General features: G+C 35.1%; 21 protein-coding genes. 10 read left to right on the forward strand and 11 right to left on the reverse strand.

Going from position 1 to position 23342, the window contains the following annotated elements; genetic code table 11:
• Positions 1 to 207: 207 nt before the first annotated feature.
• On the forward strand, positions 208 to 1083 hold the full coding sequence (locus ACFOY7_RS00745) for a helix-turn-helix transcriptional regulator (RefSeq protein WP_390248389.1): 876 nt from the start codon (positions 208 to 210) through the stop codon (positions 1081 to 1083).
• Between the two features lie 432 nt (positions 1084 to 1515).
• On the opposite strand, the gene ACFOY7_RS00750 is transcribed toward ACFOY7_RS00745, so the two are convergent.
• Positions 1516 to 1908, reverse strand: a complete 393-nt coding sequence (locus ACFOY7_RS00750) for a DoxX family protein (RefSeq protein WP_390248391.1) — start codon at positions 1906 to 1908, stop codon at positions 1516 to 1518.
• Positions 1909 to 2230: 322 nt separating this feature from the next.
• Between ACFOY7_RS00750 and ACFOY7_RS00755 the strand changes: the two genes are divergently transcribed.
• Positions 2231 to 2776 carry a helix-turn-helix domain-containing protein gene (locus ACFOY7_RS00755; RefSeq protein WP_390248393.1) on the forward strand — a complete coding sequence of 182 codons (546 nt, stop codon included), beginning with the start codon at positions 2231 to 2233 and terminating at the stop codon, positions 2774 to 2776.
• A 110-nt stretch (positions 2777 to 2886) separates the two neighbouring features.
• On the opposite strand, the gene ACFOY7_RS00760 is transcribed toward ACFOY7_RS00755, so the two are convergent.
• From ACFOY7_RS00760 to ACFOY7_RS00775, 4 genes are all read right to left on the reverse strand, one after another.
• Positions 2887 to 4092 (reverse strand): MFS transporter, encoded by a 1206-nt coding sequence (locus tag ACFOY7_RS00760; RefSeq protein ID WP_390248395.1) that lies wholly within the window; start codon positions 4090 to 4092, stop codon positions 2887 to 2889.
• A gap of 100 nt (positions 4093 to 4192) precedes the next feature.
• Positions 4193 to 5011 carry a MerR family transcriptional regulator gene (locus tag ACFOY7_RS00765; RefSeq protein WP_390248397.1) on the reverse strand — a complete coding sequence of 273 codons (819 nt, stop codon included), beginning with the start codon at positions 5009 to 5011 and terminating at the stop codon, positions 4193 to 4195.
• Positions 5012 to 5328: 317 nt separating this feature from the next.
• Positions 5329 to 5910, reverse strand: a complete 582-nt coding sequence (locus tag ACFOY7_RS00770; protein ID WP_390248399.1) for a GNAT family N-acetyltransferase — start codon at positions 5908 to 5910, stop codon at positions 5329 to 5331.
• Between the two features lie 664 nt (positions 5911 to 6574).
• A complete protein-coding gene (locus ACFOY7_RS00775; protein ID WP_390248401.1) occupies positions 6575 to 7003 on the reverse strand; it encodes an Lrp/AsnC family transcriptional regulator in 429 nt (142 codons plus the stop codon).
• Between the two features lie 103 nt (positions 7004 to 7106).
• Between ACFOY7_RS00775 and ACFOY7_RS00780 the strand changes: the two genes are divergently transcribed.
• The 5 genes from ACFOY7_RS00780 to ACFOY7_RS00800 all read left to right on the forward strand — a co-directional run bounded on the left by ACFOY7_RS00780 (position 7107) and on the right by ACFOY7_RS00800 (position 10816).
• Entirely contained in the window at positions 7107 to 8159 is a 1053-nt protein-coding gene (locus ACFOY7_RS00780) for an oxidoreductase (RefSeq protein WP_390248403.1), read from the forward strand.
• Positions 8160 to 8245: 86 nt separating this feature from the next.
• A complete protein-coding gene (locus tag ACFOY7_RS00785) occupies positions 8246 to 8434 on the forward strand; it encodes a hypothetical protein (RefSeq protein WP_390248405.1) in 189 nt (62 codons plus the stop codon).
• A gap of 639 nt (positions 8435 to 9073) precedes the next feature.
• The gene (locus ACFOY7_RS00790; RefSeq protein ID WP_390248407.1) at positions 9074 to 9442 is read left to right on the forward strand and encodes a hypothetical protein; all 369 of its coding nucleotides are present in this window, start codon (positions 9074 to 9076) and stop codon (positions 9440 to 9442) included.
• A 91-nt stretch (positions 9443 to 9533) separates the two neighbouring features.
• Positions 9534 to 10223, forward strand: a complete 690-nt coding sequence (locus ACFOY7_RS00795) for a hypothetical protein (protein WP_390248409.1) — start codon at positions 9534 to 9536, stop codon at positions 10221 to 10223.
• A gap of 200 nt (positions 10224 to 10423) precedes the next feature.
• Positions 10424 to 10816: a hypothetical protein gene (locus ACFOY7_RS00800; RefSeq protein WP_390248411.1), complete on the forward strand. Its 393-nt coding sequence runs from the start codon at positions 10424 to 10426 to the stop codon at positions 10814 to 10816.
• Positions 10817 to 12109: 1293 nt separating this feature from the next.
• Here the strand turns inward: ACFOY7_RS00800 and ACFOY7_RS00805 are convergent.
• From ACFOY7_RS00805 to ACFOY7_RS00815, 3 genes are all read right to left on the reverse strand, one after another.
• Positions 12110 to 12652 carry a flavodoxin domain-containing protein gene (locus ACFOY7_RS00805; RefSeq protein ID WP_390248413.1) on the reverse strand — a complete coding sequence of 181 codons (543 nt, stop codon included), beginning with the start codon at positions 12650 to 12652 and terminating at the stop codon, positions 12110 to 12112.
• Positions 12653 to 12774: 122 nt separating this feature from the next.
• Positions 12775 to 13803, reverse strand: a complete 1029-nt coding sequence (locus ACFOY7_RS00810; RefSeq protein WP_390248714.1) for an SDR family oxidoreductase — start codon at positions 13801 to 13803, stop codon at positions 12775 to 12777.
• A gap of 285 nt (positions 13804 to 14088) precedes the next feature.
• Positions 14089 to 15339 (reverse strand): cytochrome P450, encoded by a 1251-nt coding sequence (locus ACFOY7_RS00815; protein ID WP_390248415.1) that lies wholly within the window; start codon positions 15337 to 15339, stop codon positions 14089 to 14091.
• Positions 15340 to 15646: 307 nt separating this feature from the next.
• Here ACFOY7_RS00815 and ACFOY7_RS00820 point away from each other — a divergent pair, with 307 nt between their 5' ends.
• The 3 genes from ACFOY7_RS00820 (at position 15647) to ACFOY7_RS00830 (ending at position 18637) form a co-directional block, all read left to right on the forward strand.
• Complete coding sequence (locus ACFOY7_RS00820; protein WP_390248417.1) at positions 15647 to 16597, forward strand: formylglycine-generating enzyme family protein; 951 nt, start codon at positions 15647 to 15649, stop codon at positions 16595 to 16597.
• Positions 16598 to 16836: 239 nt separating this feature from the next.
• Positions 16837 to 17625: a sulfite exporter TauE/SafE family protein gene (locus ACFOY7_RS00825; RefSeq protein ID WP_390248419.1), complete on the forward strand. Its 789-nt coding sequence runs from the start codon at positions 16837 to 16839 to the stop codon at positions 17623 to 17625.
• A 127-nt stretch (positions 17626 to 17752) separates the two neighbouring features.
• On the forward strand, positions 17753 to 18637 hold the full coding sequence (locus ACFOY7_RS00830) for a LysR family transcriptional regulator (protein WP_390248421.1): 885 nt from the start codon (positions 17753 to 17755) through the stop codon (positions 18635 to 18637).
• 175 nt (positions 18638 to 18812) lie between these two features.
• Here the strand turns inward: ACFOY7_RS00830 and ACFOY7_RS00835 are convergent, their stop codons facing one another.
• The 3 genes from ACFOY7_RS00835 to ACFOY7_RS00845 form a co-directional block, all read right to left on the reverse strand.
• A complete protein-coding gene (locus ACFOY7_RS00835) occupies positions 18813 to 19799 on the reverse strand; it encodes a LacI family DNA-binding transcriptional regulator (protein WP_390248423.1) in 987 nt (328 codons plus the stop codon).
• A gap of 335 nt (positions 19800 to 20134) precedes the next feature.
• On the reverse strand, positions 20135 to 20980 hold the full coding sequence (locus tag ACFOY7_RS00840) for an MBL fold metallo-hydrolase (RefSeq protein WP_390248425.1): 846 nt from the start codon (positions 20978 to 20980) through the stop codon (positions 20135 to 20137).
• Between the two features lie 224 nt (positions 20981 to 21204).
• The gene (locus ACFOY7_RS00845; RefSeq protein ID WP_390248427.1) at positions 21205 to 23187 is read right to left on the reverse strand and encodes a methyl-accepting chemotaxis protein; all 1983 of its coding nucleotides are present in this window, start codon (positions 23185 to 23187) and stop codon (positions 21205 to 21207) included.
• Between the last annotated feature and the right edge of the window lie 155 nt (positions 23188 to 23342).

The following is a 23342-nucleotide window of genomic DNA, read 5'->3' on the forward strand; positions in this document are numbered from 1 at the left end:
ATAAAACTATATATAGTATTTTCACATTAATAATTAACTATATATAGCACCATATTTTTTTGACAAAATAACATCTTGTCCGAAAGTTTTCTTTTATTAATTTAATTTATAACCCATGTATGCTGTCTCATTTCATTATAATTTCCTCCTTGAATTAATTACTTGTGTTATAATTGTTACAAAAATACAAAGAAAAAAGGTGGCATTATGGACCATTATGAAGTAATTGAAGATGCGATGATTTATATTGAAAAAAATATCCAGCAACAGCAACCATTAACACTGGAGTCTGTTTCGGATACTTTCAACATGTCCAAATACTATTTTCATAGACTATTTTCCGCCATAATGGGTTGTTCGTTAAATAATTACATATTGTCAAGAAGATTAAATGAGTCGCTAAAATTAATTCAACATGATAACTTATCTCTCACGGATATTGCTTATCAGCTTAATTTTGGTACACAAGCTTCATTTACCAGGGCCTTTAAACAGCAATATGGTATAACACCTAGTACTCTAAGAAAGACAAACAAATCCCTTGCTCCGAGTCCTATACCTTCTTTGGTTAAAAGACCAATTAAAAACTTTAATGGTGATATTGTTACAGACTTCACCCTAACAGAGCTCCAGCCAATTATTGTGAATGGCATTGCCTTTGAAGTTGATCTAGCCATAGATGATTATAAGTCAAAGATCCGATCATATTCTAAAATGCTGTTAGCGAACATTGATGAAACAGCCAATGATTCGTGCTATGTGATCTATTCAGATTGTCAAGCCAATTCGACACGTTTTAAGGTCCTTGTTGGAATAACACGCGAAGTACAGATAGATAACCCCTATTTCTTCACAGTTGAAATTCCGCAGCTGTTCTGTGCCAAGTTCCGGTATTTTGGTGATCTCCTTGATATTAGTGATGTTCTGAAAACCGATCATGCCAGGTTTCTAAAGATTTCGAAACAAGAGACTGGTAATTCACATATTGAACTTATACAAGTTTTTGATAACATCCAAAAAATTGATTCAACCTTCCATATATATACACCAATTAAAAAGTTACCTGTTGATATAGATGTTTAATCTCGAGATAAAGAATCTCTCGTACTTCCAGTAATAATTCCAATTTTTATCATGTCTTTTTCTCCGAAGAGTTTTTAAATAAAACATCTAATTTTATAAAAAAATGATTTATTGTTGGGTGGTACGTCAGATTATCTAGTATTTGTTAAACAAAAGAAGCGGAAGACAATTTAATAACTTCCGCTTCTTACTATAATGGGCATCATCTGAAGTAATATTACTTCTACCAAAATCTCAATAATAAATGATTGTTTATAGTCTTAAAAAAGAGTCTGAACCAGCCTTTCAGTTTTGCAATATAAATAGCGTCTTTGGATACCTATAGTAAATAGTGCAACTCCAATAGCTAAAATAATATTTACTGCAACGATCCCTCTATTTTTCCTCATGTGAAACATCTAGGCTGTCTGTCCCCTGTCCCTTATTAATAAATTACTTGTTTCTTGTTTTTGAAATATAATTATCTAAAGAATAAAGTTGACTTCCGTTTAGTAAGAAATAGGCAGACATTGCTACTAACGCAAGATCATATGCGTAACCTCCAATAAAACCTGCAGCGAATTGTACTTTCACGATCGCCCCTAAAAGCACTATGACAAATAGTCCCCCTACGATACGTGTGGCAAAACCAAGTAGCATTGCAATTCCACCAACCAATTCGATACTGGCAACTATATAAGCCAAGAATCCAGGTAATCCAATACTTTCGAACCATCCAGCAATATTTCCAATACCACCTTGAAATTTTTCAGCACCGTGTCCTATAAAAATAACCCCGAGAATTACCCTTAGTAATAGTGCACCAATAACTTGTTTATTTTTCATTTTAATTCCTCCTAAAGAAATAAATTATTTTTGTTTCTTCACAAACCTATATCTTGGCAACAACTAATTTTTGTCCCCTAACTTTCACCTTTTACTTAATGAGGTCTTACGGTCAATTCCCCCTAGAGATGAAGTAAATAATAACACAATAAGAAAATAATATTCGTATAAGAAAACTATTACACAAAAAATAAACCTCATCCTTTTGTTTTTCTATAGGAATATTAGTTCACCATATAATAACAAGGGACTTGTAGACTGTCAATGATTTTGCTACTATTAACATAAGTTTCCTAAAAGAAAACATATAGAGGTGAATAGGTTGGATATAGGGACCAAAATTCGTTCAATTAGAAATAGAAAAAAAATTACGATCGCACAAATGTGTGAAGCCACAGGATTATCAAAAGGCTTTATAAGTAACGTGGAAAACAACAATACGTCACCCTCCATTAACACATTAAATACGATAGCAGAATTTCTGAAGGTGCCACTACCCTACTTACTATTAGAAAAAAAACAGCACATGCGTGTTGTCCGAAAAGATGCTAGAAGAACGTCATCGTTAAAAAATATAAACATTGAGCATATAACCTCAAAAGGTCCACTACGAATGATGATCACTGAATCTCCACCTGGATTTGCAATTGGAGAAAATGAACCCCATGCCCACGAAGGAGAGGAAGTCCATTTAGTACTAGAAGGAAAAGTACTTGCTGAGCAAGGAGAAGACTCATTTATACTAGAAGAAGGGGATTCATTTAGCTGGAATGCAAGTGTTCCACATATGGTAAAAAATGTTGGAGACACAAAAGCTGTCATTCTAATCGCCATTTATTCAGATACAAAACTGGATGATCTATTATAAAGCATGGTGGCTAGACAAGGACAAAGAGGTGGATAGGCTAGCTGGGATCTTGCTAACCTATTTTTTGCCTTATTAATTCCCCAACTTTCGCTCCCGATCTAACCCTTTTTCTAAATTGCTTGATTATCCACTTGCACACTTTTTCCATGATGTTTATTCGGTTTTCCTTTCACAACAACATAAGCAACATAGATAACTAGAACCATACCATACACAATGGATGCGACAAGATATACGGTTTGATAAGATGTGACTGTGGCGACTAAACCAAGGATAAAGGAGCCACCTCCAATACCTAAGTCAAAGAAATTGAAGAAGGAAGCCATCGCACCCTCGTGTTCATGTTCCTCTACTAAATTCATGCACCACGTCTGAACGGCTGGGAAGATTGCACCAAATCCGAATCCATAAAAGATAGCTGCGATTAAAAACATGCTATCATTGACTGCTATATACAGAATAATCAACCCTACAATAGACAAAACGGAGCCTGGAATTAAAATAACCGATGGCCCGTACTTATCAAATAACTTTCCTGATAGTAAACGAATGATAAAACTTGCTGCAGCAATCAATAAGAAAAACAGTCCTACTTGAGTAAAGTCCCTCTCTATCGCATATAGAGAAAAGAAAGACATAATCCCACCTGCTGCAATTCCAATTAAAAAGATTAGCAACGCAGGAAACAAAACTCGTTTCTCCAATAGTTTAAATTTCCCACTTACTTGTTTATCTAACTCTTTTCCTTCAGGTGCTCTTTTGATAAAAACAGCCATGATAACAGATAATAAAAGAACGGCCATTCCACCAAAGAATAATCGTTGAAAATCATATAATTCCAGTGTCATAATTCCAATCATTGGACCTACGGAGATGGCTACTGTTTCTCCAACACCAAAGTAGCCAATCCCCTCTCCCCGGCGGTCTTTAGGAATGATTTCAGCAGCAATTGTCGCAAAGTAAGTGGTTACTAAACCGAATCCAGCCCCATGGACCAACCGAATTAGTAATAACGTCGATATATTACTAGAGAGATAATAGGCACCTGTGGATAGAGCAATAATGAGAATCCCTAAAATTAAAAGGATTTTTTTATCAAACTTCGTTGCAAGCATTCCCGCAAACGGACGAGTTAGAATTGCTGATAACATAAAAATTCCTGTTACTAAACCGACCTGGCTTGCCCCTCCGCCTAAAGACGTGACAAATAAGGGAAGAGTCGGCAATAGCATTTCAAAAATCATAAAAACTAAGGCATTGGAAATCACTACGAAAATAAACGAAAGTGACCAAATCTTATTATTAATGGTAGTCATTTTTTCTCTCCTTTATTGAAATAATTTATTCGAAAATTCCCATGTAGAAAGCCTTTTTCAAACAACATTACAAATAATAAACCTTCCCCCAAGGGGAAGGTCAATAGGTAACTTGAATTTGTATTTCTGTAAGATAATCTTCTTTATTTTTTGAGATGTAATGGTCAATGATGGTTCTTTCGATGGCATCCCCTATTATTTTTAGATTTTCCTTCTGAATATAATCTAGCAGGACTTTATAATACTGAAATGAATCATTATGATCTCCCCTGTAATATATGCAAGCATATGTCCCTTTTTGAAAGGTTGTTACTAATGGACTTTGGATATCTTCTTCCTCAGTTAAGATGAAAATAGAGTTATATTTATCAAACTTTTGATTTTTTACATCTTTTACATCTACTGTAAGTCCGACACCACCAATAAAAATGGAGGAATTCATGTTTGCCAATTTCTCCAATTGCCTCAATGAAACCTCCATCTCGGGTTCTGAATGGATATTTTCCACCAGCCTCACTATTCGCCTCTCGTTTATTTCTACTATTTTTACTACTCCTAATTCAATTGTTTCTTGAGCTAATTTAATATTGTTAATACGATTTTGAAACCTACGGTTAACTCGTTCCAGTTCCTTGATTTTTTGCTCTGTAAGTTTTTTTTGAGTCTCTAATAATTCTAAGAAACCATTAATATCCCTATGATCTAGGTGACCCTTGATTTCCTTCAAAGTAAAACCTAATTTCTTTAAATATTGAATCGTATTCAGTTGTTCAAACTGTTCGGTTGAATAATATCTATATCCATTACTTGCATCAACTTGAATTGGCTCTAGTATTCCAATCTGATCATAATATCTCAGTGTTTTCATGGTCATATTATGAAGTTTCGCCATTTCTCCTATAGTGAACAGATTATTCATTAAAGCATCCTTTCTCTATAATTTTTTAATAACACTATCATACCCACTTGTTAGTAATAAATTCAAAAGAAAAGACATTAACATAGTAGTTTCATATTGAAATCAATCATAATTTGGTAATGTCGTTTATGAAATTAATTAGAGATTACTTCTGTGCCCACAACAGTAAACCTTTCGTTTAAGTACATAGGATTATTTATGTCTTTAATCAAGTTAAAATTCTCCTTCATATATTATATTTTTCAAGGGCTGTATCCGCCGCCCTGACAACTCTGCCATCATTTAATTTAATGAGTTAATACTTCGAAATTAATGAATTATCGTAAAATACTCTCCAATTTGGCCTTAACTTGCCCCCATTCTTGGTCGATTACACTGAAATACACAGAGTCTCTTAAATAACCATCAGGCATAACCATGTGATTCCGAAGCACTCCTTCATTTACCGCCCCCAATCGTTCAATTGCCTGCTGAGAACGCACATTTCGACTATCTGTTTTCAACTGAACACGAATTGTTCCAAGTTTCTCAAAACAGTGTTTCAAAAGAAGATACTTACATTCGGTATTTATTCTAGTTCGCCAAAAAGCCGGAGACAACCATGTCCAACCAATTTCCAAGTTACGGTTTGGTATGGATATATTAAGAAAACGAGTGCTTCCTACAATTTTTCCCGAATCCTTATCAAAGATTACAAATGGAAATTCGCTTCCTTGCTCTCTCGCTTGAAGTGCTCCATTCACAAGGTATTTCATATCTTCAATTGATTGAACCTTCATTGGCATGTATGTCCATATAACTCGATTGTTTCCCACTTCAAATAATTCCTGTACGTGACAATCTTCCATAGGTTGTATCTTTACTCTATCTCCTATTAATACTACTGGTGATATTTCCATAATTATTCTCTCCTCTTCTCTTCTTTGTTAAATTATATAAACAACCCTTTCTGTATTAAAGTGTCAGTTTTATATTTTTTATTGGGACCAGATAAAGGAAGGAGGGTAGGCAAGTCTTCTTCCACTGATCTTCCTGTTAGCATTTGAGAGTAAAATAATTCTATCTGAGAGAATTTTAAAATTTTTCACAATACACTCAATACTTCAACATAATTTCCTTTTTATAACATCGAAATTATTCAATAATTTGATCTGTTAGCTGCAACTGATCCGTTTGTTTTATTTAAGACTGTAAGGTGCTGGCTATATCCACATTCCTGCATCTATGATTAATTCGACTTTCCTTCGCTTTTTGATTAAATAAAAAACAGCCATAACCCTTTATATACCAAGGCTTATGGCTATTATTAAGATAAAGCTTTTGAATGGTTAAATTGTATTTAACGCGAACTTAATCCGGGCCAGAAATACACTACTCTCAAAACGGCAGCACTTTGACTTTGTCCTTCAAATGATAGCATTGTCGGAGTTATTGCAATACAAAAAGAATATCCGCATTTTCCTCCAAAAGTGAAATATTTGCTTTCACTCAAGATAATACAATCCTGATAAAGTTATTCTTAATGATTCAATCATTAAGTTGGTTTCGTATAAACTTGCATTTTTAACCATCACCAACATTATAATTCCCTAGAACAGATAGTATATTGGAAAAAGCATATTGCGTTGTATCTTTAGAAATTTGCTCCAACTCCTCCACCTTTGTACATACAACTTCAGCCATATAATTATACTCTCCGCTAATTCTCCATAAATCTGTAATATTATGGTTCTCTTTACAATAATTCGTCAACTTTTCACAGCTCTTTGTTTTAAATAAAACAAAACCATGGATTCCTTTATCGAGTTCTTTATAATTTACCTCTACCGTATAACGATTTATTACATAATCTTCTAATCTTTCTATCCTTGTTTTCACAGCAGGAGATGACATGTTTATTTGTTTACCTATTTCCGTATATGTAAGTCTAGAATTTCTTTTTAATAAATCTAAAATTTGATGATCGATATCATCTAACATTGCTTTCACCACTTTCCCATTACTTTAAAATTTAAAGTTTTTCATAGTATATAGCTTAATAATTCCATTGTAAACAAATCGGGATAGAATTAAAATTCTATTTGAGGTGATAAATATGACATGTTCGATTTTCTCTGATTACAAAATCGGGAACTTAACATTAGATAATAGAATTGTGATGGCTCCCATGACAAGAGGATTTGCTGATAATGAAACTGGTGAAGTCAATCACTTGATTGCCGACTATTATGGAAAAAGAGCGAGATACGGTGCCGGCTTAATCATCACAGAAGGAATTGTCATCAATGAATTAGCCAAAGGAACCTATGGGATTCCGGGAATATTCACACATCGTCAAACCCTAAGTTGGAAAAAAGTCACAAGAGAAGTTCATCAATATAATACGAAAATTTTTGCCCAGCTTTGGCATGCAGGCAGAGTAAGTCATCAGGAAATTTTAAAAGGTCATACTCCAGTCGCTCCATCAGCCATAAGTGCTAGCGGCCACGTGCATAGATTAAGGAAACCGTTCCAAGCACCTAAACCTTTAAGTCAGACGGAAATATATCAAATTATCGATGACTATAGACAGGCAGCAAGAAATGCGATGGAGGCCGGATTTGACGGTGTTGAAATACATGCGGCACATGGTTATCTAATTGATCAATTTATCAGTGAGACATCAAATTCTCGGGAAGACATGTTTGGAGGGTCCTTACAAAATAGACTGCGATTTTTAGATTTAATTATTAAAGAAGTAAAGAAAGTTGTGCCTAAAAATAGAATTAGCATCAGGGTTTCTGAAAAGAAAGATGACGACAGGGAATATGTATGGGAGCAACCTGAAGAAATGGTACACTCTATCACAGAGATCCTTTCCAAGCATCGAATAAAAATTATCCATCCCTCTGTAGAAAACTACGGTGTTGCACTTAAAAATGATCAAAGATCGCTTCATAAGTTATTTAGGAAATACTGGAGGGAAACCCTTATAGCTGTTGGTAATATAGCTCTTAATGAAGGGGCAGATATTATTGAAGAAAATCAAGCGGACCTAGTTGCATTTGGGCGATTATTTATAGCCAATCCTGATTTGGTTATTCGCCTGAAAGCAAACCAAGAGATCTTCCCTTATCACACAAAAGAGCAACTAAAATGTTTAAATTAAGTTATACGTGAATTTTAAAAAATAGATGGTCAGATTATTGAAGCAGGCTCTACCAAGTTCATTTTGATAGAGCCTTCCAATCCCTAATGAAGAAAACAATGGAAGCAATACATGATGTGGTCAAGTTAGAGAAAGGAAGATACATTGGTGCTTCTTCGATGTACACAAAGAAGTTTTCAGAAGGCATTACATGTAGCGGAGAAAAACGCAGTGATTTGTTCTATAATAAAACTGTTAAGAAGCTTGATTTAGAACGAATATTCTTGCAACTATGATTAATTCGACTTTCCTTTACTTTATCTCAAAATTAGAAATAGCCATAACCTTTATATGACAAGGCTTATGGCTGTTATTATGGTAAAGCTTTTGAATGGTTAAATTGTATTTAACGCGAACTTATACTTATTAGAAATTACACTACTCCTTCCAATTTTAATATAAACATAGGTAGAAAAAATTTATATGGTTTTTAATGATTAGTATAGTTGTACTGAGTAATAATGATCTTGTTTAGTTAGTATTTTGTCTAAATTATAAGTTCTTAACAAATAATTTTGTTTTATCTAATATTCTTTTCCCTTAAGCCCAATATATTACTCCAATTGTATTTTGTATCCCACACCCTTTTCGCCTATTAAATGAGTACTCTCATCTTCCTAAATCAATTTAGAATGATCACAACAATAATTACCCACATATTGTGAAAAACAATTAGGCTCATTTTGAATTTCGACAAAAGAAGTTAACATTCGCTATAGAAACACTAAAATACTATTGTTATCATAAATATATTAGAACAAAAGGGGGAATTAATTGGAATTTAAGAATTAGAAAACGTAACCTTATCCAACCTAATCACCGAAAGTAAAAGGAATTTTTTCACTCACTATTAAAATGGAGGGATTTTTTTAAAAATGAAAAATTTAATGTTAGGTTTACTGGCCACTTTTGCAATCACAACATTGTTTCCGCTTACAAGTTTTGCGGATGTAGTAGATAGTTACAAAGATTCAATCAGCATAAATAATGTTTATGAATACGACTATAAAACATTTGAAAAATTAGAAGAATACAAAAACTTGAGAATAGATTTTATCGACGATGATAAACTTTCTTTTTCCCTGGACTCTAATAATCAAGTAATTCAAGAGGAATCTATTCCATATACTCTAGATTATGACAAAGAGTCCAACTCAACCCTCATTTCAGCTAAAGGAACATTAAAAACTGGTGAGTCGTTTTCATTAAAGTTAGGATATGACAAAATTGAAAATGTAAGGTGACTTAATAATCACCTCTCCTTCAAAAGAAAACGAATTTTCAAAAGAAAAATTCATTCGCTTTAACAATAATGAATGGATTTCATTAAAGGAAATGCAATCTAGTATTCAGCAAAATGCAAAACAGCAAAGTGCTTTTCACCAAAAAATAAATGGAGAGATAGGAATTTCAGCTGATTTACCATACCTTAAAGAATATAAATATGGAGATTACATCTACTCAAATATACGCTGGAACACTATTAATTTACAGACAAATAACGCTAATAATATGCAAATTAATTTTCAACCAATCTGGGGTAGTCTCGGTAATTATACTGACCCTTATGGCAATAGAGGAACCTTAATAAAGTCTCAGTCAGGGATTTTTACATTAAAAGCACGTTATCAGTCATATAAAACAACAAGTCCATATGCCATAGTTAATACTGTACCCATCGTAGAGATTAGTAATAGGAGGTTTATTCCAATCTCCATTTCTTATGCAGGAATTGGTACCACAATAAATATACCTCTTAATAATGTTAATTCCAGTAAAGATGGACAAATTGCTCGCTGGGATCTAGACGATATTGATATTCCTCTTACAAATTCATCAGGAGATTTAGATAACTATATGGTTGAAGGGATGTCCTATGTTACAGGAGATAATGCTAATGTGCAAATACAGACAGGTATTTATGTTAAAATTGCAGCAATGTACTCTTTCTCTGATATGCCAGTACAGTTGGTCACTCTAACAGATAGCTATGCACACGATTATATCTATGCTAAGACTAATTAAATAGCATATCGTACTAGGAAAAGAGAATACGTTAAAATTAAACGCTAAAATTTTACAATATTATAGTGACTATCTCAGGTATGTGGACATATATTAAAATGAATTGTCAACAGAATATATATGTCCACATACCTTCAAAAACATACCATTGATGAATAGAATATGTATGTTCGTTCTACCATACTTCTAGGAGTGATAATATGCATAAATATTTTTTTTTAGTAGTTAGTTTATTGTTAGTCATACTAATGACTGGTTGTAATTCTGAAAAAGATGCCATTGAATACTTAACAGATGACCAGGAATACAAAAAGAAATTGATAGTTTTTTATAATATGTCTCTGGAAGAGTCGTATAGAAAAAAGGTTCTTGATAACCAATACAAAATTAATAATGAAGAATCAGTAGAGACTCCCTTAATCTCAATAAGATTTATTGATGTAAGTGATAAGGAATTGGATGATTATAAATTTGACAAAACACTAAATTTGGAGAATTATCCGGTTTTATTACTTTTTGATGGTAGAAAAGAAATTTTTAGATCAACAGATCCAGATCAGCTTTATGAATTTTACAATTCAACAAACAAATGAATGAGTTTATATATAAGATATTTTTATGTCCACGTTCTATTTTAGTATTGTTAGGTAGATTCTGAATGGAGACCGCATTAACACTTAAGAAATGATTACTGCCATTGTAATGTACCACCTCAAACCTCCTATATAAAAAGTGTCACACAATAAGTGTGCTCACTAATTATATAGGAGGTTTGAGGTGGTAAACAGCCTGGCACTCTGTGGTAAAATCGATGTCATTTGGTGGTAAATAATATGGCAGAGGTGGTACATTACAATGGCAGTAATCACCACCTTCCGTAAAGACATATAATAAGCGAATTTATATATAATATGCACGAGAAAGACATCATGTAGAAACGTTGATGTCTTTTTATTACATGGACTTAAGTCAATTAATTTGTATAAAAATTGCAACTATGATTAATTCGACTTTCCTACACTTAAATAAAATATCGATTGTTAAATTGTATGTAAACGCAAATTTATATGATCAGAATTCATACTACTCTCTAAATCCCATTTCATCACTCGGCTAAAGGACCATCAGTTTGTTGCTCTCCTTTCGGGCTACTTTGTATCCCCTATCATCAACTATGAGTATGGGTGTGGAGCACTGAGTTTAGCTTTGCTCTGTTAATGTCAATTAGTAAAACTTCCCCGCTTTTATAATTTATCCCCTCCACTTTAAAAAGATAATCCTAAACGTACTTATTCTCCACGATTGAAAGTAGATATTGCAGTCAACAAAATAAAAGTAAGTAATAACATAAAAGAAGAAAATTCTCTTAACATCAAATAAACCAATATTACTATCACTAAACCTATAAAATTAAAAATGAATAATCTTGTGTTTAAACTAATCCTTCGGATGTTAATAATTATGTAATTGATAACGCTGATAACTAAGTTAAACATGTAAAGTACTAGGAAAAAAATCACGAATATCACAAAATCACTTGGTGTGCTCGATTCTAGACCCTCTTCTGATGAGAAAGGAATGTTTATGAGTACTAAACTATAAATTATACTTAAAACAAGAGAAGTTATAACCACATTGAAGATTAGTTTATTTGTGTCTTTAATCAAAATAAAATTCTCCTTTCATGGAAGCTTTTCTTATAACAAAATATAACACAAATTGATAAAGGTAAAAATATCTTACATTGTATGTAAATAAAAATAGCCACTAACCTCATAATAAAAGGTTATGGCTATTTTTAATAAATCTTTCGGTTTTGGATTGTCAAACTATCCCTTTAAGATAAGGCACCCTTTGCCTTAAAATTGGGTATCTCACAATATAAATTATTGATGCAGTTTTTTAGCGGTTTCTGCAACTAACTTCCCATATTCCCTTGCAATTTGCATTTCTGTGTCATTCGGCTTATTCATTGGAGCCTCTTTGGAACTTTCTACAGGTATAACAGCAGTTGCTCCGTAGGGGTTTCCATACTGTGCACGGTCGGCGTTTACAGGTCCAGCATTCGATACAATCACCATACCATGATGTTGCATTGGTGTTTGTAATGCTCGGCAGATATTTTCAACCCCTCCATGTTGAGTGGAAGTTGTAGCAAAAACCCCTCCTACTTTTCCTTGAAGTCCACCAGTAAACCATAGCTGCCCTAATTTAGAAAAAAAGGTTGCTATCTTAGGATTAGGTTCTCCAAAGATTCCTGATGATCCCCAAATTATGCCTGCAGCATCTTTCAGTTCTTCAGGTTCTGTTTCTTCAACAGATTTATAAATGACCTCACATCCATCAACTTGCTTAGCCCCATCTGCAATTGCATTACCTAATACTTCTGTGTGACCAAACATACTTCCGTGTAGTACAAAGATCTTCATTACTAAAAACCCCTTTCTAAAATTGCTAACTACATTTTTCCCCAAAACGAGAGAAAGTATAATAAGAACCTTTAAGGAAAATCTGGTCTCACCTTAAGATTCGATATTTCCCCAGCTAAAAACTATCTACCCCGTTTTATTGTGTTCCAAACCAGTACACCTAGTCCGACTGCTATTATATTAAAAAGGGCAGGGTGTTTGGATGCCTTCATATACATACTTCCAGACCGTTTCCAACCTATATTTGTTCCTCGCTCGTGCATCCCGTACCCAGCATGATATAAATTACTTTCTTCACGCGGTTTGGACGGTCTATTAGGATCGTATTGGGTTGGAGGTATAAAACGTTCCATCAGTTTATCTGTCAATCGCGGAAGATTTGCACCAATAAATTGAACAGCTTTTGCTTGTAAACCAATATACATATCCCTCTTTGGATGTTCTGCCGCGTACAAGATTGCCTCTGCTACAGCTTCAGGCGGGTAAATCATTCCTCTGTGTACTGGTTGCAGGTCTAAATAGCTAGTTGCATGCTCATTATAAGGTGTATCGATTCTGCCTGGATGGATGAGGGTCACTGAAATGGGCAGATTTTCTTTTTCTAACTCCATTCGTAAACTTTCCGTCCATCCATGCACAGCAAATTTGGAAGGAGCATACGCTGATTGAATAAGGGTACCTCTATCCCCAAATATACTCCCAACATTAATCAGTGCACCAGGAACCTCCCTATCTTTAAAATATTTCACTGCTTCCTTAGAGCCGTATACAACTCCCCAATAATTCGTATCAAACAAACGCTTCATATCCTCCGTACTTATATCCATTGCGTAACCATAGATGGTTACACCTGCATTATTTATCCACGTATCAAAACGTCCAAATTCCTTTAAAGCCGCATCCGCAATTTTCTTGACATCTTCCTCTATCCCAACATCAGCTTTTACCATGATGGCAGAATGGCCCTTTCCCTGTAATTCATTAACGAGTTCCTTTAATGACTCTTCATTCCTTGCTGCAACTACTAATTTCGCCCCCTTCTCAGCTGCCATTCTTGCAGTTACCAGACCGATTCCGCTTGATGCCCCTGTAATGACAATGACCTGGTCTCTAAGATTTTTCAAATATATATTCTTTGTTCCATTTAACATCTCCGTGCCTTTTCCCTGACTGCTTAATTCACGTTCCATGAACATGCCTCCTTGAATTTATATATAAATAGAAGAATGGAGCGGACTTTTACCTATCATTAGTATTTGCCCAATTTAAAAAACCATTCATCTTTTTCGCGATTGTTCTAAACCGAGCGGACTGCTATTTTCATCAAATAGATATTATCTTCCTAAAGTGCAGAAACCCCTGTAGTACCGAGCCACAGGGGAATTATCATCCGTGGAATCGATTAGTTAAGCAAGCCCGGTGTAAAACTGCAGGGTTTATAACCTCTTTATGTTTTGGATAATGACCTTACTATGAGGAATACTTGGTATACTGGTCATACTGTACATTAAGTCCTGGTTAGGCATATCATAATCTATTCCGTTCATTAGATAATCCAGACTCTCTTTCATCACTTCGATAGTGACCCACTCACCTGCACATCGATGTCCCATTCCATATTCACCGCCACCTTGAGGTATAAACCCGAAGGGACTTCCTTCCCAATCCTCAAACCGTTGAGGATTAAACAGGTCAGGGTTTTCCCATACTTCAGGATCATGGTTAGTTCCATATAAATCAAGAAATGTTAATGTATTTTCTTCAAACTTATAGTCTTTCCAAATAAAATCCTGTTTTACGCGTGCCGCAACAAAAGGAAAAAACGGATAATACCGGCGGACTTCCTGAATAAACATATGCGCATATTTTCCATCATCTGCTGCAAGTTTTTTTCTTTCTTCTGGATAATGGTGCAAAGCCAAAACAGTAAAATTAATATACACAGAAATCGCTACAATCGGCCGCAAAATATTAATAACTTCCACTGCAACTGTTTCCGTGTCTAATAATTCCCCATCTAAATTACGCTGCCATGTAAACTTATATAGAGCAGTATGTTCAGATGGCTGAATTTCTCCATCTCTTACCATTCCGACAAGTTCTTGTACCAGCTTTTCAACACGGTTTCTTGCATTTCTTCCTCTCCAGTGATCTGGTCCCAATGCTGCAGGTGACTCATACAATGCCTCTAAATCATTTGCTAGTACTTTTAATTCATCTTCTTGCACTTGTACTCCTGCCCACCGGCAAGCAGCTATGCACAATATTTGCTGAACCTCTTCATAAAGAATAATCTGGTTCTTCTGTTCCCATCTCTCCGCAGAAGCCACCCACTGTTCTTTTACTATTTTTTTTAATCTTTCAACGTTATCGGAGGACATAAGCGACATAAACATTTCCTTACGATATTTATGCATTTCTCCATCTAATGTTTGAATCGCCTTTTTGCCCATCAATGTTTGCACTACGCGATTAGGTGCTGCACTCTCCCTTTTGAATTTCTCTGAATCATAAAAAAGTTCCGCAGCTTCCTTTCCGCCCAAACAGATAGCTTTTTTCCCTAGCAAACGGGTTTCAAAAACATTCGAATCAAAACTGCGGCGCCTATTTAAAATATACTTGTAACCTTCCCGTAACAGACTTAAGGTATTGTCCATCCCTTCTTCACGAGGAATTGTATTAGACATAGATGCATCTCCTTTTTCAAATTGATTAATTCTATTATTTATAAATACTTCCCTAACTATACGCCGCTTTATTTTGAAGAGATTAGAGAAGATCGTCTAGGTTTTTCATAAAATGTGAGCACTAAACAAATTTCTATTGTATTGCTACCAATCTTAATAGAAAGAAATCTTCCTTCTTAGAAAGATAAAATCTGCTAACAGAATGTTCCTGCTTCAGACGAAGATGGATCATCATTTATATCCTGCTTCTAATTAAATGGTATAATTAACTGGAAATTCAATCTGTTCGAAAAAAGGGGGGGTACCAGTGAATAAAGAACTCAAAAACTCATCCTGTTGCTCTGTAAATCGGCCAAGTTCTATAAGAGAAAGTGAAGGGAGAGCAGAAAGTAATAAACATAGCGAAAAACTATTAAAATTAAAAGAGAAGATGGTTTTCCTTTCTGGTGGTGAATATTTAATGGGAACGAATGACGAAGAAGGTTTTAAGACAGATGGAGAAGGACCAGTTAGAAGAGTAAAGGTTGATTCTTTCTATATTGATTCCTATACAGTTACAAATCAAGAATTTAAACAATTCGTTATCGAAACCGGATACAAGACAGAAGCAGAGGCCTTTGGCTGGTCATTTGTATTTTATAAATTTCTTAATAAATCTCACATTAAGATAGAACGCCAGGTCCCAGGTACGCCGTGGTGGTTTGCGGTAGACGGTGCATATTGGTTTCAACCTGAAGGACCAGGAACAACAATTGAAGATCGGTTGGATCATCCTGTAGTTCATGTATCATGGAATGATGCTATGGCTTTTTGTAACTGGGCTGGTAAACGGCTTCCAACAGAAGCTGAGTGGGAATATGCTGCTCGAGGGGGGCTTGAACAAAAGAATTATCCATGGGGTAACGAATTAACCCCTGAAGGAGAACATTACTGCAACATATGGCAAGGGAAGTTTCCTGATCATAATACCTTAGAAGATGGCTATTTAAGTACGGCTCCTGCTAAGAGTTTCCCCCCTAACGGCTATGGTCTTTACAATATGTCAGGGAATGTCTGGGAATGGTGTTCAAATTGGTTTGCTAAAAGTAATGTTTCAACATCAAATAAAATAGATATTCAGACACCTAAGGTAATGCGTGGCGGTTCGTATCTGTGCCATAAATCTTACTGCAATCGTTACCGGGTTGCTGCAAGAAGCGCTAACACGATAGATAGTTCTACTGGCAATTTGGGATTTCGATGTGTTGCGGATGTATGAATATGTTCGAAGTGTCTAAGACATACTCTAGAATGTGATGGAGTATGTCTTGTTATTGTTATAAAGTAAATCATGTTTTTCATTTCAACTCTATATATTATAGATCTCGCCTTTCTCTACTCTTGCCTTCTAACCTACTCCTATACCTTTTCGTTATACCCTATTAAAAAACGCTATTTTCGCTTTTTCTAATTGTTTGCTACGATTAATTTAAAGATTAGAACACCGGAGTTGATTGTATGTCTATATTATATTTTATTATCGGCCTTTTTGCCTCTACTCTTGGAGCAATTGCTGGTCTAGGTGGCGGGGTTATTATAAAACCAGTATTAGACCTGTTCGCACATTTTGATTTACCTACGATAGGGATATTATCTGCTGCAACTGTTTTATCGATGGCAACCGTCTCATTATTTAAATGCAGTACAAATAAAGACATTAAAATTAATAAGGTTACCAGTTCTGTAATTGCTGCAGGTTCTATATTAGGAGGGATTGCGGGAAAAGCAATCTTTAACCTGATAACAATATCGCTTAATATCCCAACTATAACAGCGATTATCCAGTCAGCAATATTAGGCATGGTTCTAATATTAATCTATATTTATTTTAAAAAGAAACACAAATTAATATCTTTTATTATAGAAAACAAGATAATGATATTAGGTGTAGGCTTTTCTCTAGGATTTCTATCAGCATTCCTTGGCATTGGTGGCGGGCCACTAAATATAGCCGTCTTATGCCTGCTTTTCTCAATGACTATTAAAGAAGCTGGAATTAATTCCATCTTTATTATCTTCTTCTCGCAGTTGTCTGCATTAGTGCTAATTGCATTCACTACAGGCTATGGAAATTCTGACTTGTCCATGCTTTTTTATATGGTTCCAGGTGGAGTTCTTGGCGGAATTATTGGTTCAAACTTTGTAATGAAGCTAACCAATATGCAAGTGGAAAAAGTCTTTAATATTAGTATCCTGATCATTATCTGTCTAAATTTATATAATATTGTGATGGGTGCTTGTTTTTAATGGTATTTTCTCCTGAATTCTCCTACACTTAATATATACTAATGTAGAGGCAGAAAAATTTATGAGATATATCCCCATAAATAACTGCAACATGTTTCATCGTTTTAATTTTAAGGAGGAAACATAAATGAATATCGAGACACTGAAAATGTTCTGCCTGGTAGTTGATGTAGGCAGTGTTAACCAGGCAGCCAAACTATCCTATGTGTCACAGCCAGCCGTCACCAAACAAATACATCAGTTAGAAAGTATATATAATGCATTACTGTTCGACCGGAAAGATGGGCGATTAACTTTAACAGAAAACGGTAAAATTTTGTACCCGTTTGCTAAGTCAATTGTTGATGACTTTAAACGTTCAAAGGAGGCTGTTGAGTTAAACAATAAAGGTTATCATGAATCGTTAAAAGTAGGAGCAAGCCTGACAATAGGTGAGTATTGGCTACCTCGGCTTTTAGGCCAGTTCAAAAAGAAAATGCCTGATATAAACGTATCGCTCTTAGTAGAGAATACTTCACGTGTGTTAGAAACCTTAATAAATGGTGGTATAGATCTTGCATTGGTTGAAGGAATTATCACTGACAAAGAATTACAGACTGAAAATATTGCAGAGGATGAGTTGATACTGATTCACTCCCCTGACCATCCTTGGAAAGATCGTGACACGATTACGATGGAGGAGTTAGCAAATGAGAGAATGTTGTGGCGAGAGCCAACATCTGGAACGCGCTTAATCATAGAAAACTTTTTAAAGGAGTATCAAATACTTGATAAAATTGAAAGCTACATGGATCTCGGAAGTACACAAGCTATTAAAAGTGCTGTTGAAGCCAATCTTGGAGTGAGTATTGTCTCAAGCCTGACCGTTACTCGTGAGCTGGAACAAGGTCTATTATGCGAAGCAAAAATCAAAGATGTTGAATTTAAAAGGAACTTATGGTTAGTAACAAGAAAACAGCGATTTAGTAAAAATAGTTCGATTGCGTTTGAAAATTTCATTCAGCGATCCTGATTTCTGAAAATTTCCATTGATAATACATGAGAAGAGGCAGGTACAAATAATGCTAAAATAGATAAGGTGGTTCCGATCATCATTAGAAAAATCGGAACCATTTTTATAAGATCATCTTTTAAACTCTCCCGGAAATACTAGAATCAATAACAATTCAAAGATTCGTGCAAAGTTGTTATACACTATCTCGAATAATCAGTTTATAATCTATAACAATCTTTTCCTCGACAGGTTCCGAATTAATCAAAGCGATCAATTGTTTTGCAGCTTTCTCTCCTGCCTTCTCATTTTGATAATCAATGGTTGTTAACGGCGGTTCTAGATATTTTGACATTTCCGAAGCACCAACTCCAACAATAGCCATATCCTCTGGAATCCGTTTCTGTTGCTGTTTTAAATAGCTCATAGCCCCAATTGCTAAACGGTCTGTTACCGCAAATGTTGCAGTAGGCTGTTGTAATGAATTCATTAAGATTTTTCTCATTGATTCATATCCAGAATCAATATCAAAAATTCCTTGTTGTACCCAGCTTTCTTCGACCTTTAAGCCATTGGCTGCCATTTCATCCAGAAATCCCTTTTTGCGCCAATAACCTACAGCCCGATCGGTTTCATCCACCCCAATAAAACCTATTTTATCATGGCCTTTTTCAATTAAAAATCTGGTTATATCTCTAGCTGCATGATAATCATTATTAGTAACATGGGATATTTCTTCCGCCTCCTGACCAACCATCACAAAGGGAATCCGTGTTTCTTTAATCTTGTTGATCAATTCACTTTTAATGTTAGTGGCAATAAGAACAATACCATCTACCTGTCTGACCTTTAATAAATCAAAATATTCCATTTCTTTTTCTTTATCCAGATTTGTATTAGCCAATAAAATTTGGTAACCATGTAGTGATAATTCTTTCCCTAGTCCTGTAACAATTCTGCTAGGAGTTTCTGTTTGAATTGTGGGTAAAATAACACCGATTATTTTCGTCCTTTTTGTTCGCAGCGATTTAGCCTGTTCACTTGGCACATATCCTGTTTTTTCAATCACCTTTTCCACACGCTTCCGGGATTCAACACTCACATAACCAGAATTATTTAAAACGCGTGAAACCGTAGATCGCGAAACATCAGCCATCTTAGCAATTTCTTTTATCGTCACCAACATCATTACCTCCAGAAAACATAAAAACCCACTTTACATAAGTACTTTAATTATAAGTAATTATAATATACTATCCGCACTTATGAAAGGGAACGCTCAATATATTTCTTTAAACAAAATCTGCTTTTTTCAGAAACAATGAGTACAATAGGAACTTTCTATCAATTATAACTCGCAATATATTAAACATTTCCAATTGGCTTTTGAAGCTATACCATTAAAATGTCGAGAATGAAAAAAGAATGGACCCAATTGTATACCGGATCCATGTCTCAAATTACTGAGTAATACTCTTTACTTTTTAGTACATACTTCTAATAGAGTTGTGAATTAATTTAATCAATATATTTCCCATGATCGGGAATGGCAATATTATCAAATTCACGTACTAGTTTCTCCATGCTGTCTGATAATAAATCACCTGTCATTGGCAATCCATGCCCCGTTGCAGCAACTAACGGCTTTAATGCTGCAAGTTTACTAACTGAATTCTTCGCAGCGATCCAATCTGTTGTCAGATATCTTGGTGGTCCGTTTATTTCTTGTTTCTGTGTCAGCACCTTATACAGTTCGTCTTGCTTTACTGTAACGAAAGCGTCACCTGCAATCAACGATCTATCCTTTTCCCTAAATAAGGAGATATGACCGGGAGAATGACCCGGTGTGTGTACCCAGCTAAAATCCGGCATATAAGGGATACTTCCGTCTGCTGGAAGTTTTTCTACATTGTCTCCTAAATTAACAGGTTCGTTTGGAAACATCTTTGACATTTTGGCAACCATCCCACCTTCAACAGATGAATCTGGTTCAGGATAACGCTTTAAACCAGTTAAGAAAGGTAATTCTAATTCGTGGGCATATACGGGCACCTTCCAGTGATTAATTAACTCAATAATTGCTCCAACATGATCAAAGTGTCCGTGTGTTAATATAATCGCTTTAGGGCGACTGTTCTTTCCAAATCGTTCTTCAGTAACTGATATAATTTCATCCGCAGAATTTGGCATCCCGGCGTCTACTAAGATAAAATCGCCACTGTTAGGGTTTCCAACTAAATGTATATTAACTATTTGAATGGTGTGACAATACAAATCAGGCAAAACACTTATCCCGGATCCGCTGCTGATAGACGTAGCTGGAATGGACTTGAAATCACTGCCGTAATTCATTCTTTTATCCATGAATAATTCCTCCTGTATAAAACTAATTCCCTCCATACACAGATAGCATTTCACATTTTTTCTTTTTTAAACATATTTGGTAATCCTGTAAGTGAGAAGCAAAAAAGTCAGAATGGCTGTGTCTTTTGTTGACTTATTAAGACATATTTAACAATTTTTTATGATTATTAAATAGGATAGCCAGCTATTTAGTACCGACTATCCTGTTTAGTTTACCTAATCTATTACAATTTAAATCGACTAATCATACCATTCAGTTCTTCAGCTAATTTTGCAAGTCGGTCGGAACTATCGGCTACTTCTTCCATTGAGCCGCTAGCTTGCTGTGCTGATGCAGCAGTCTGTTCCACACCAGCTGCAGACTCCTCAGAAACTGAGGCAATTTCTTCTATAGCTGCATTCATTTCTTGGCTATTAGATGTCATCGTAGCTAAACGGTCAATAACTGTTCTTATCTTTTCTACCATTTGTTCTGCTGATTGATTAATATTAGTGAAAGCTTTACCTGTAGTTCTAATTTTATCGGATCCTTTTTCTACTTCTTGATATCCTCCTTGAAGGGATTCAACAACACCATTTGATTCTATTTGAATATTCTCTACGATCTTCGTAATATCTGAAACAGATTCACCGACCTGTTCCGCAAGTTTACGAACTTCATCAGCGACAACGGCAAAGCCTTTTCCATGTTCACCAGCACGTGCAGCCTCAATTGCTGCATTTAATGCCAGGAGGTTTGTTTGTTCCGAAATATCTTTAATAACAGATACTAACTTTGTGATTTCTTGTGATTGATGGTCCAGCTTTTGTACTTTTTTAACAGCTGATTTTACAATCTGGTCAATTGAAGCCATCTGTTTAACAGATGTTTCCATTAGTTGATTTCCTTCCTCTGTTATAACCAGCATATCATTTGATGATTTGTAAACCTCTTCTCCGTTATAATTAGCTTCTTGCATTTGTTCAGCAAATGTATCCATTACGGATGAAAGGTCACTAGCATTATTTGCTTGTGTTTCAGATCCAGAAGCCAATTCTTGCATAGTTGTTGCTATTTGCTGTGTTCCTGTTTTAACTTCATGCGCTGAGTGCGTTAATTCTTCACTTTGACCTGTTAAGTTTTCTGATGCCGTGGCAACACTTTGAATTATCTTTCTGAGACTGTTTTGCATTTCCTTAACACCGGAAACTAGTTGTCCGACTTCATCCTTCGATTCAACTGTCAATGTTTCCGTTAAATCTCCTTCACTAATCTTTTTCACACTGCTGGTTAAAGATCGTAGAGGCTGTGATATCGAACGAATAATAAACCATACAATCAACAGACCGATAATTAAGGTTCCCGCAATTACAAGGATAGTGGTAATTAAGATCTCCTCTGCAGCTTCTTCTAATTCACTCGTGTACATGGTTCCTGAAATCTTCCAACCAGTCAATTCATTGGTTGAAAATACCATTTCTTTCTTCTCCCCATTAAATAAGTAATTAAAATGACCAGCATCCTCATTAAAAACTGTGGTTGTCCATTCGTCTGTTGGTACAATTCCTGTTTCTTCTGTTGGGTGAACAAGGTATTGGTTACTTGCATCTAGTAAGAAGACATACCCTTCTTCTCCCACTTTAATCTTATCAGTGATACTTGTTAATTCGGCAAGGCTAATATCCATCGCTACTACGCCGGAACCATCCTGGATTGTTTGAGCAATTGTAATTACTATTTCCTGCGTTGCTATATCTAAATAAGGTTCAGTAATGATCGCTTTCCCTTCGTTATTGAAAGCATCTTTATACCAAGATTGGTCTCTAGGATCAAAATCGCCTGGGAGTTGTTGTGCTGGTTCCAACATTATATCACCATTATCTGTACCTATATAGACAAGCGATACCTCCGGACGAAGTTCCTTGTATTGTTTCAACTCTCTAGAAATTCGTACATTTTCCTCGAATTTCTCACGATTTACCGAATCAGCCAGATAACTTATGTCTTGTATTTTAGGAGTAAATATGTCATTAATTTCATCATTTAGTTGATTGATATTTTGTTTAGCTGAATCCAGGATGTAATTTCCCAGCACATTCTGTGCCTCATTGTAGGAGCTTACCCCAATTACCATACTTGGTACGAATAAGATTACCAAAAATGACACAAACAGCTTTGTTTTTAACTTCCAATTCTTAAATTTTACTAAATAATTTCTTTTTTTCATTTTTCATCCCCCAGATTCTTCTCTTTCCCTATTATTTATACTGAAATAAAATAATTCCCATACTTTGCAATTCCCCCCTCTGATATATATAAGGAGATATTTTGACTGACTCCAAAAGGGTTATGCAGAACAGAACTTTTATACTAAACCATAAA

Origin of the sequence: Gracilibacillus xinjiangensis, from assembly GCF_042651765.1 — a bacterium.
Lineage (GTDB): Bacteria > Bacillota > Bacilli > Bacillales > Amphibacillaceae > Gracilibacillus > Gracilibacillus xinjiangensis.

What these genes read in the sequence shown, in the direction of transcription:
- ACFOY7_RS00795 (WP_390248409.1), top strand. Translation starts at nt 9,534, where the DNA reads ATGCAATCTAGTATTCAGCAAAATGCAAAACAGCAAAGTGCTTTTCAC.
- ACFOY7_RS00815 (WP_390248415.1), bottom strand. Translation starts at nt 15,339, where the DNA reads ATGTCTAATACAATTCCTCGTGAAGAAGGGATGGACAATACCTTAAGT.
- ACFOY7_RS00760 (WP_390248395.1), bottom strand. Translation starts at nt 4,092, where the DNA reads ATGACTACCATTAATAATAAGATTTGGTCACTTTCGTTTATTTTCGTA.
- ACFOY7_RS00785 (WP_390248405.1), top strand. Translation starts at nt 8,246, where the DNA reads ATGAAGAAAACAATGGAAGCAATACATGATGTGGTCAAGTTAGAGAAA.
- ACFOY7_RS00840 (WP_390248425.1), bottom strand. Translation starts at nt 20,980, where the DNA reads ATGGATAAAAGAATGAATTACGGCAGTGATTTCAAGTCCATTCCAGCT.
- ACFOY7_RS00750 (WP_390248391.1), bottom strand. Translation starts at nt 1,908, where the DNA reads ATGAAAAATAAACAAGTTATTGGTGCACTATTACTAAGGGTAATTCTC.
- ACFOY7_RS00810 (WP_390248714.1), bottom strand. Translation starts at nt 13,803, where the DNA reads ATGTTAAATGGAACAAAGAATATATATTTGAAAAATCTTAGAGACCAG.
- ACFOY7_RS00830 (WP_390248421.1), top strand. Translation starts at nt 17,753, where the DNA reads ATGAATATCGAGACACTGAAAATGTTCTGCCTGGTAGTTGATGTAGGC.
- ACFOY7_RS00745 (WP_390248389.1), top strand. Translation starts at nt 208, where the DNA reads ATGGACCATTATGAAGTAATTGAAGATGCGATGATTTATATTGAAAAA.
- ACFOY7_RS00805 (WP_390248413.1), bottom strand. Translation starts at nt 12,652, where the DNA reads ATGAAGATCTTTGTACTACACGGAAGTATGTTTGGTCACACAGAAGTA.
- ACFOY7_RS00790 (WP_390248407.1), top strand. Translation starts at nt 9,074, where the DNA reads ATGAAAAATTTAATGTTAGGTTTACTGGCCACTTTTGCAATCACAACA.
- ACFOY7_RS00765 (WP_390248397.1), bottom strand. Translation starts at nt 5,011, where the DNA reads ATGAATAATCTGTTCACTATAGGAGAAATGGCGAAACTTCATAATATG.
- ACFOY7_RS00800 (WP_390248411.1), top strand. Translation starts at nt 10,424, where the DNA reads ATGCATAAATATTTTTTTTTAGTAGTTAGTTTATTGTTAGTCATACTA.
- ACFOY7_RS00845 (WP_390248427.1), bottom strand. Translation starts at nt 23,187, where the DNA reads ATGAAAAAAAGAAATTATTTAGTAAAATTTAAGAATTGGAAGTTAAAA.
- ACFOY7_RS00825 (WP_390248419.1), top strand. Translation starts at nt 16,837, where the DNA reads ATGTCTATATTATATTTTATTATCGGCCTTTTTGCCTCTACTCTTGGA.
- ACFOY7_RS00780 (WP_390248403.1), top strand. Translation starts at nt 7,107, where the DNA reads ATGACATGTTCGATTTTCTCTGATTACAAAATCGGGAACTTAACATTA.
- ACFOY7_RS00770 (WP_390248399.1), bottom strand. Translation starts at nt 5,910, where the DNA reads ATGGAAATATCACCAGTAGTATTAATAGGAGATAGAGTAAAGATACAA.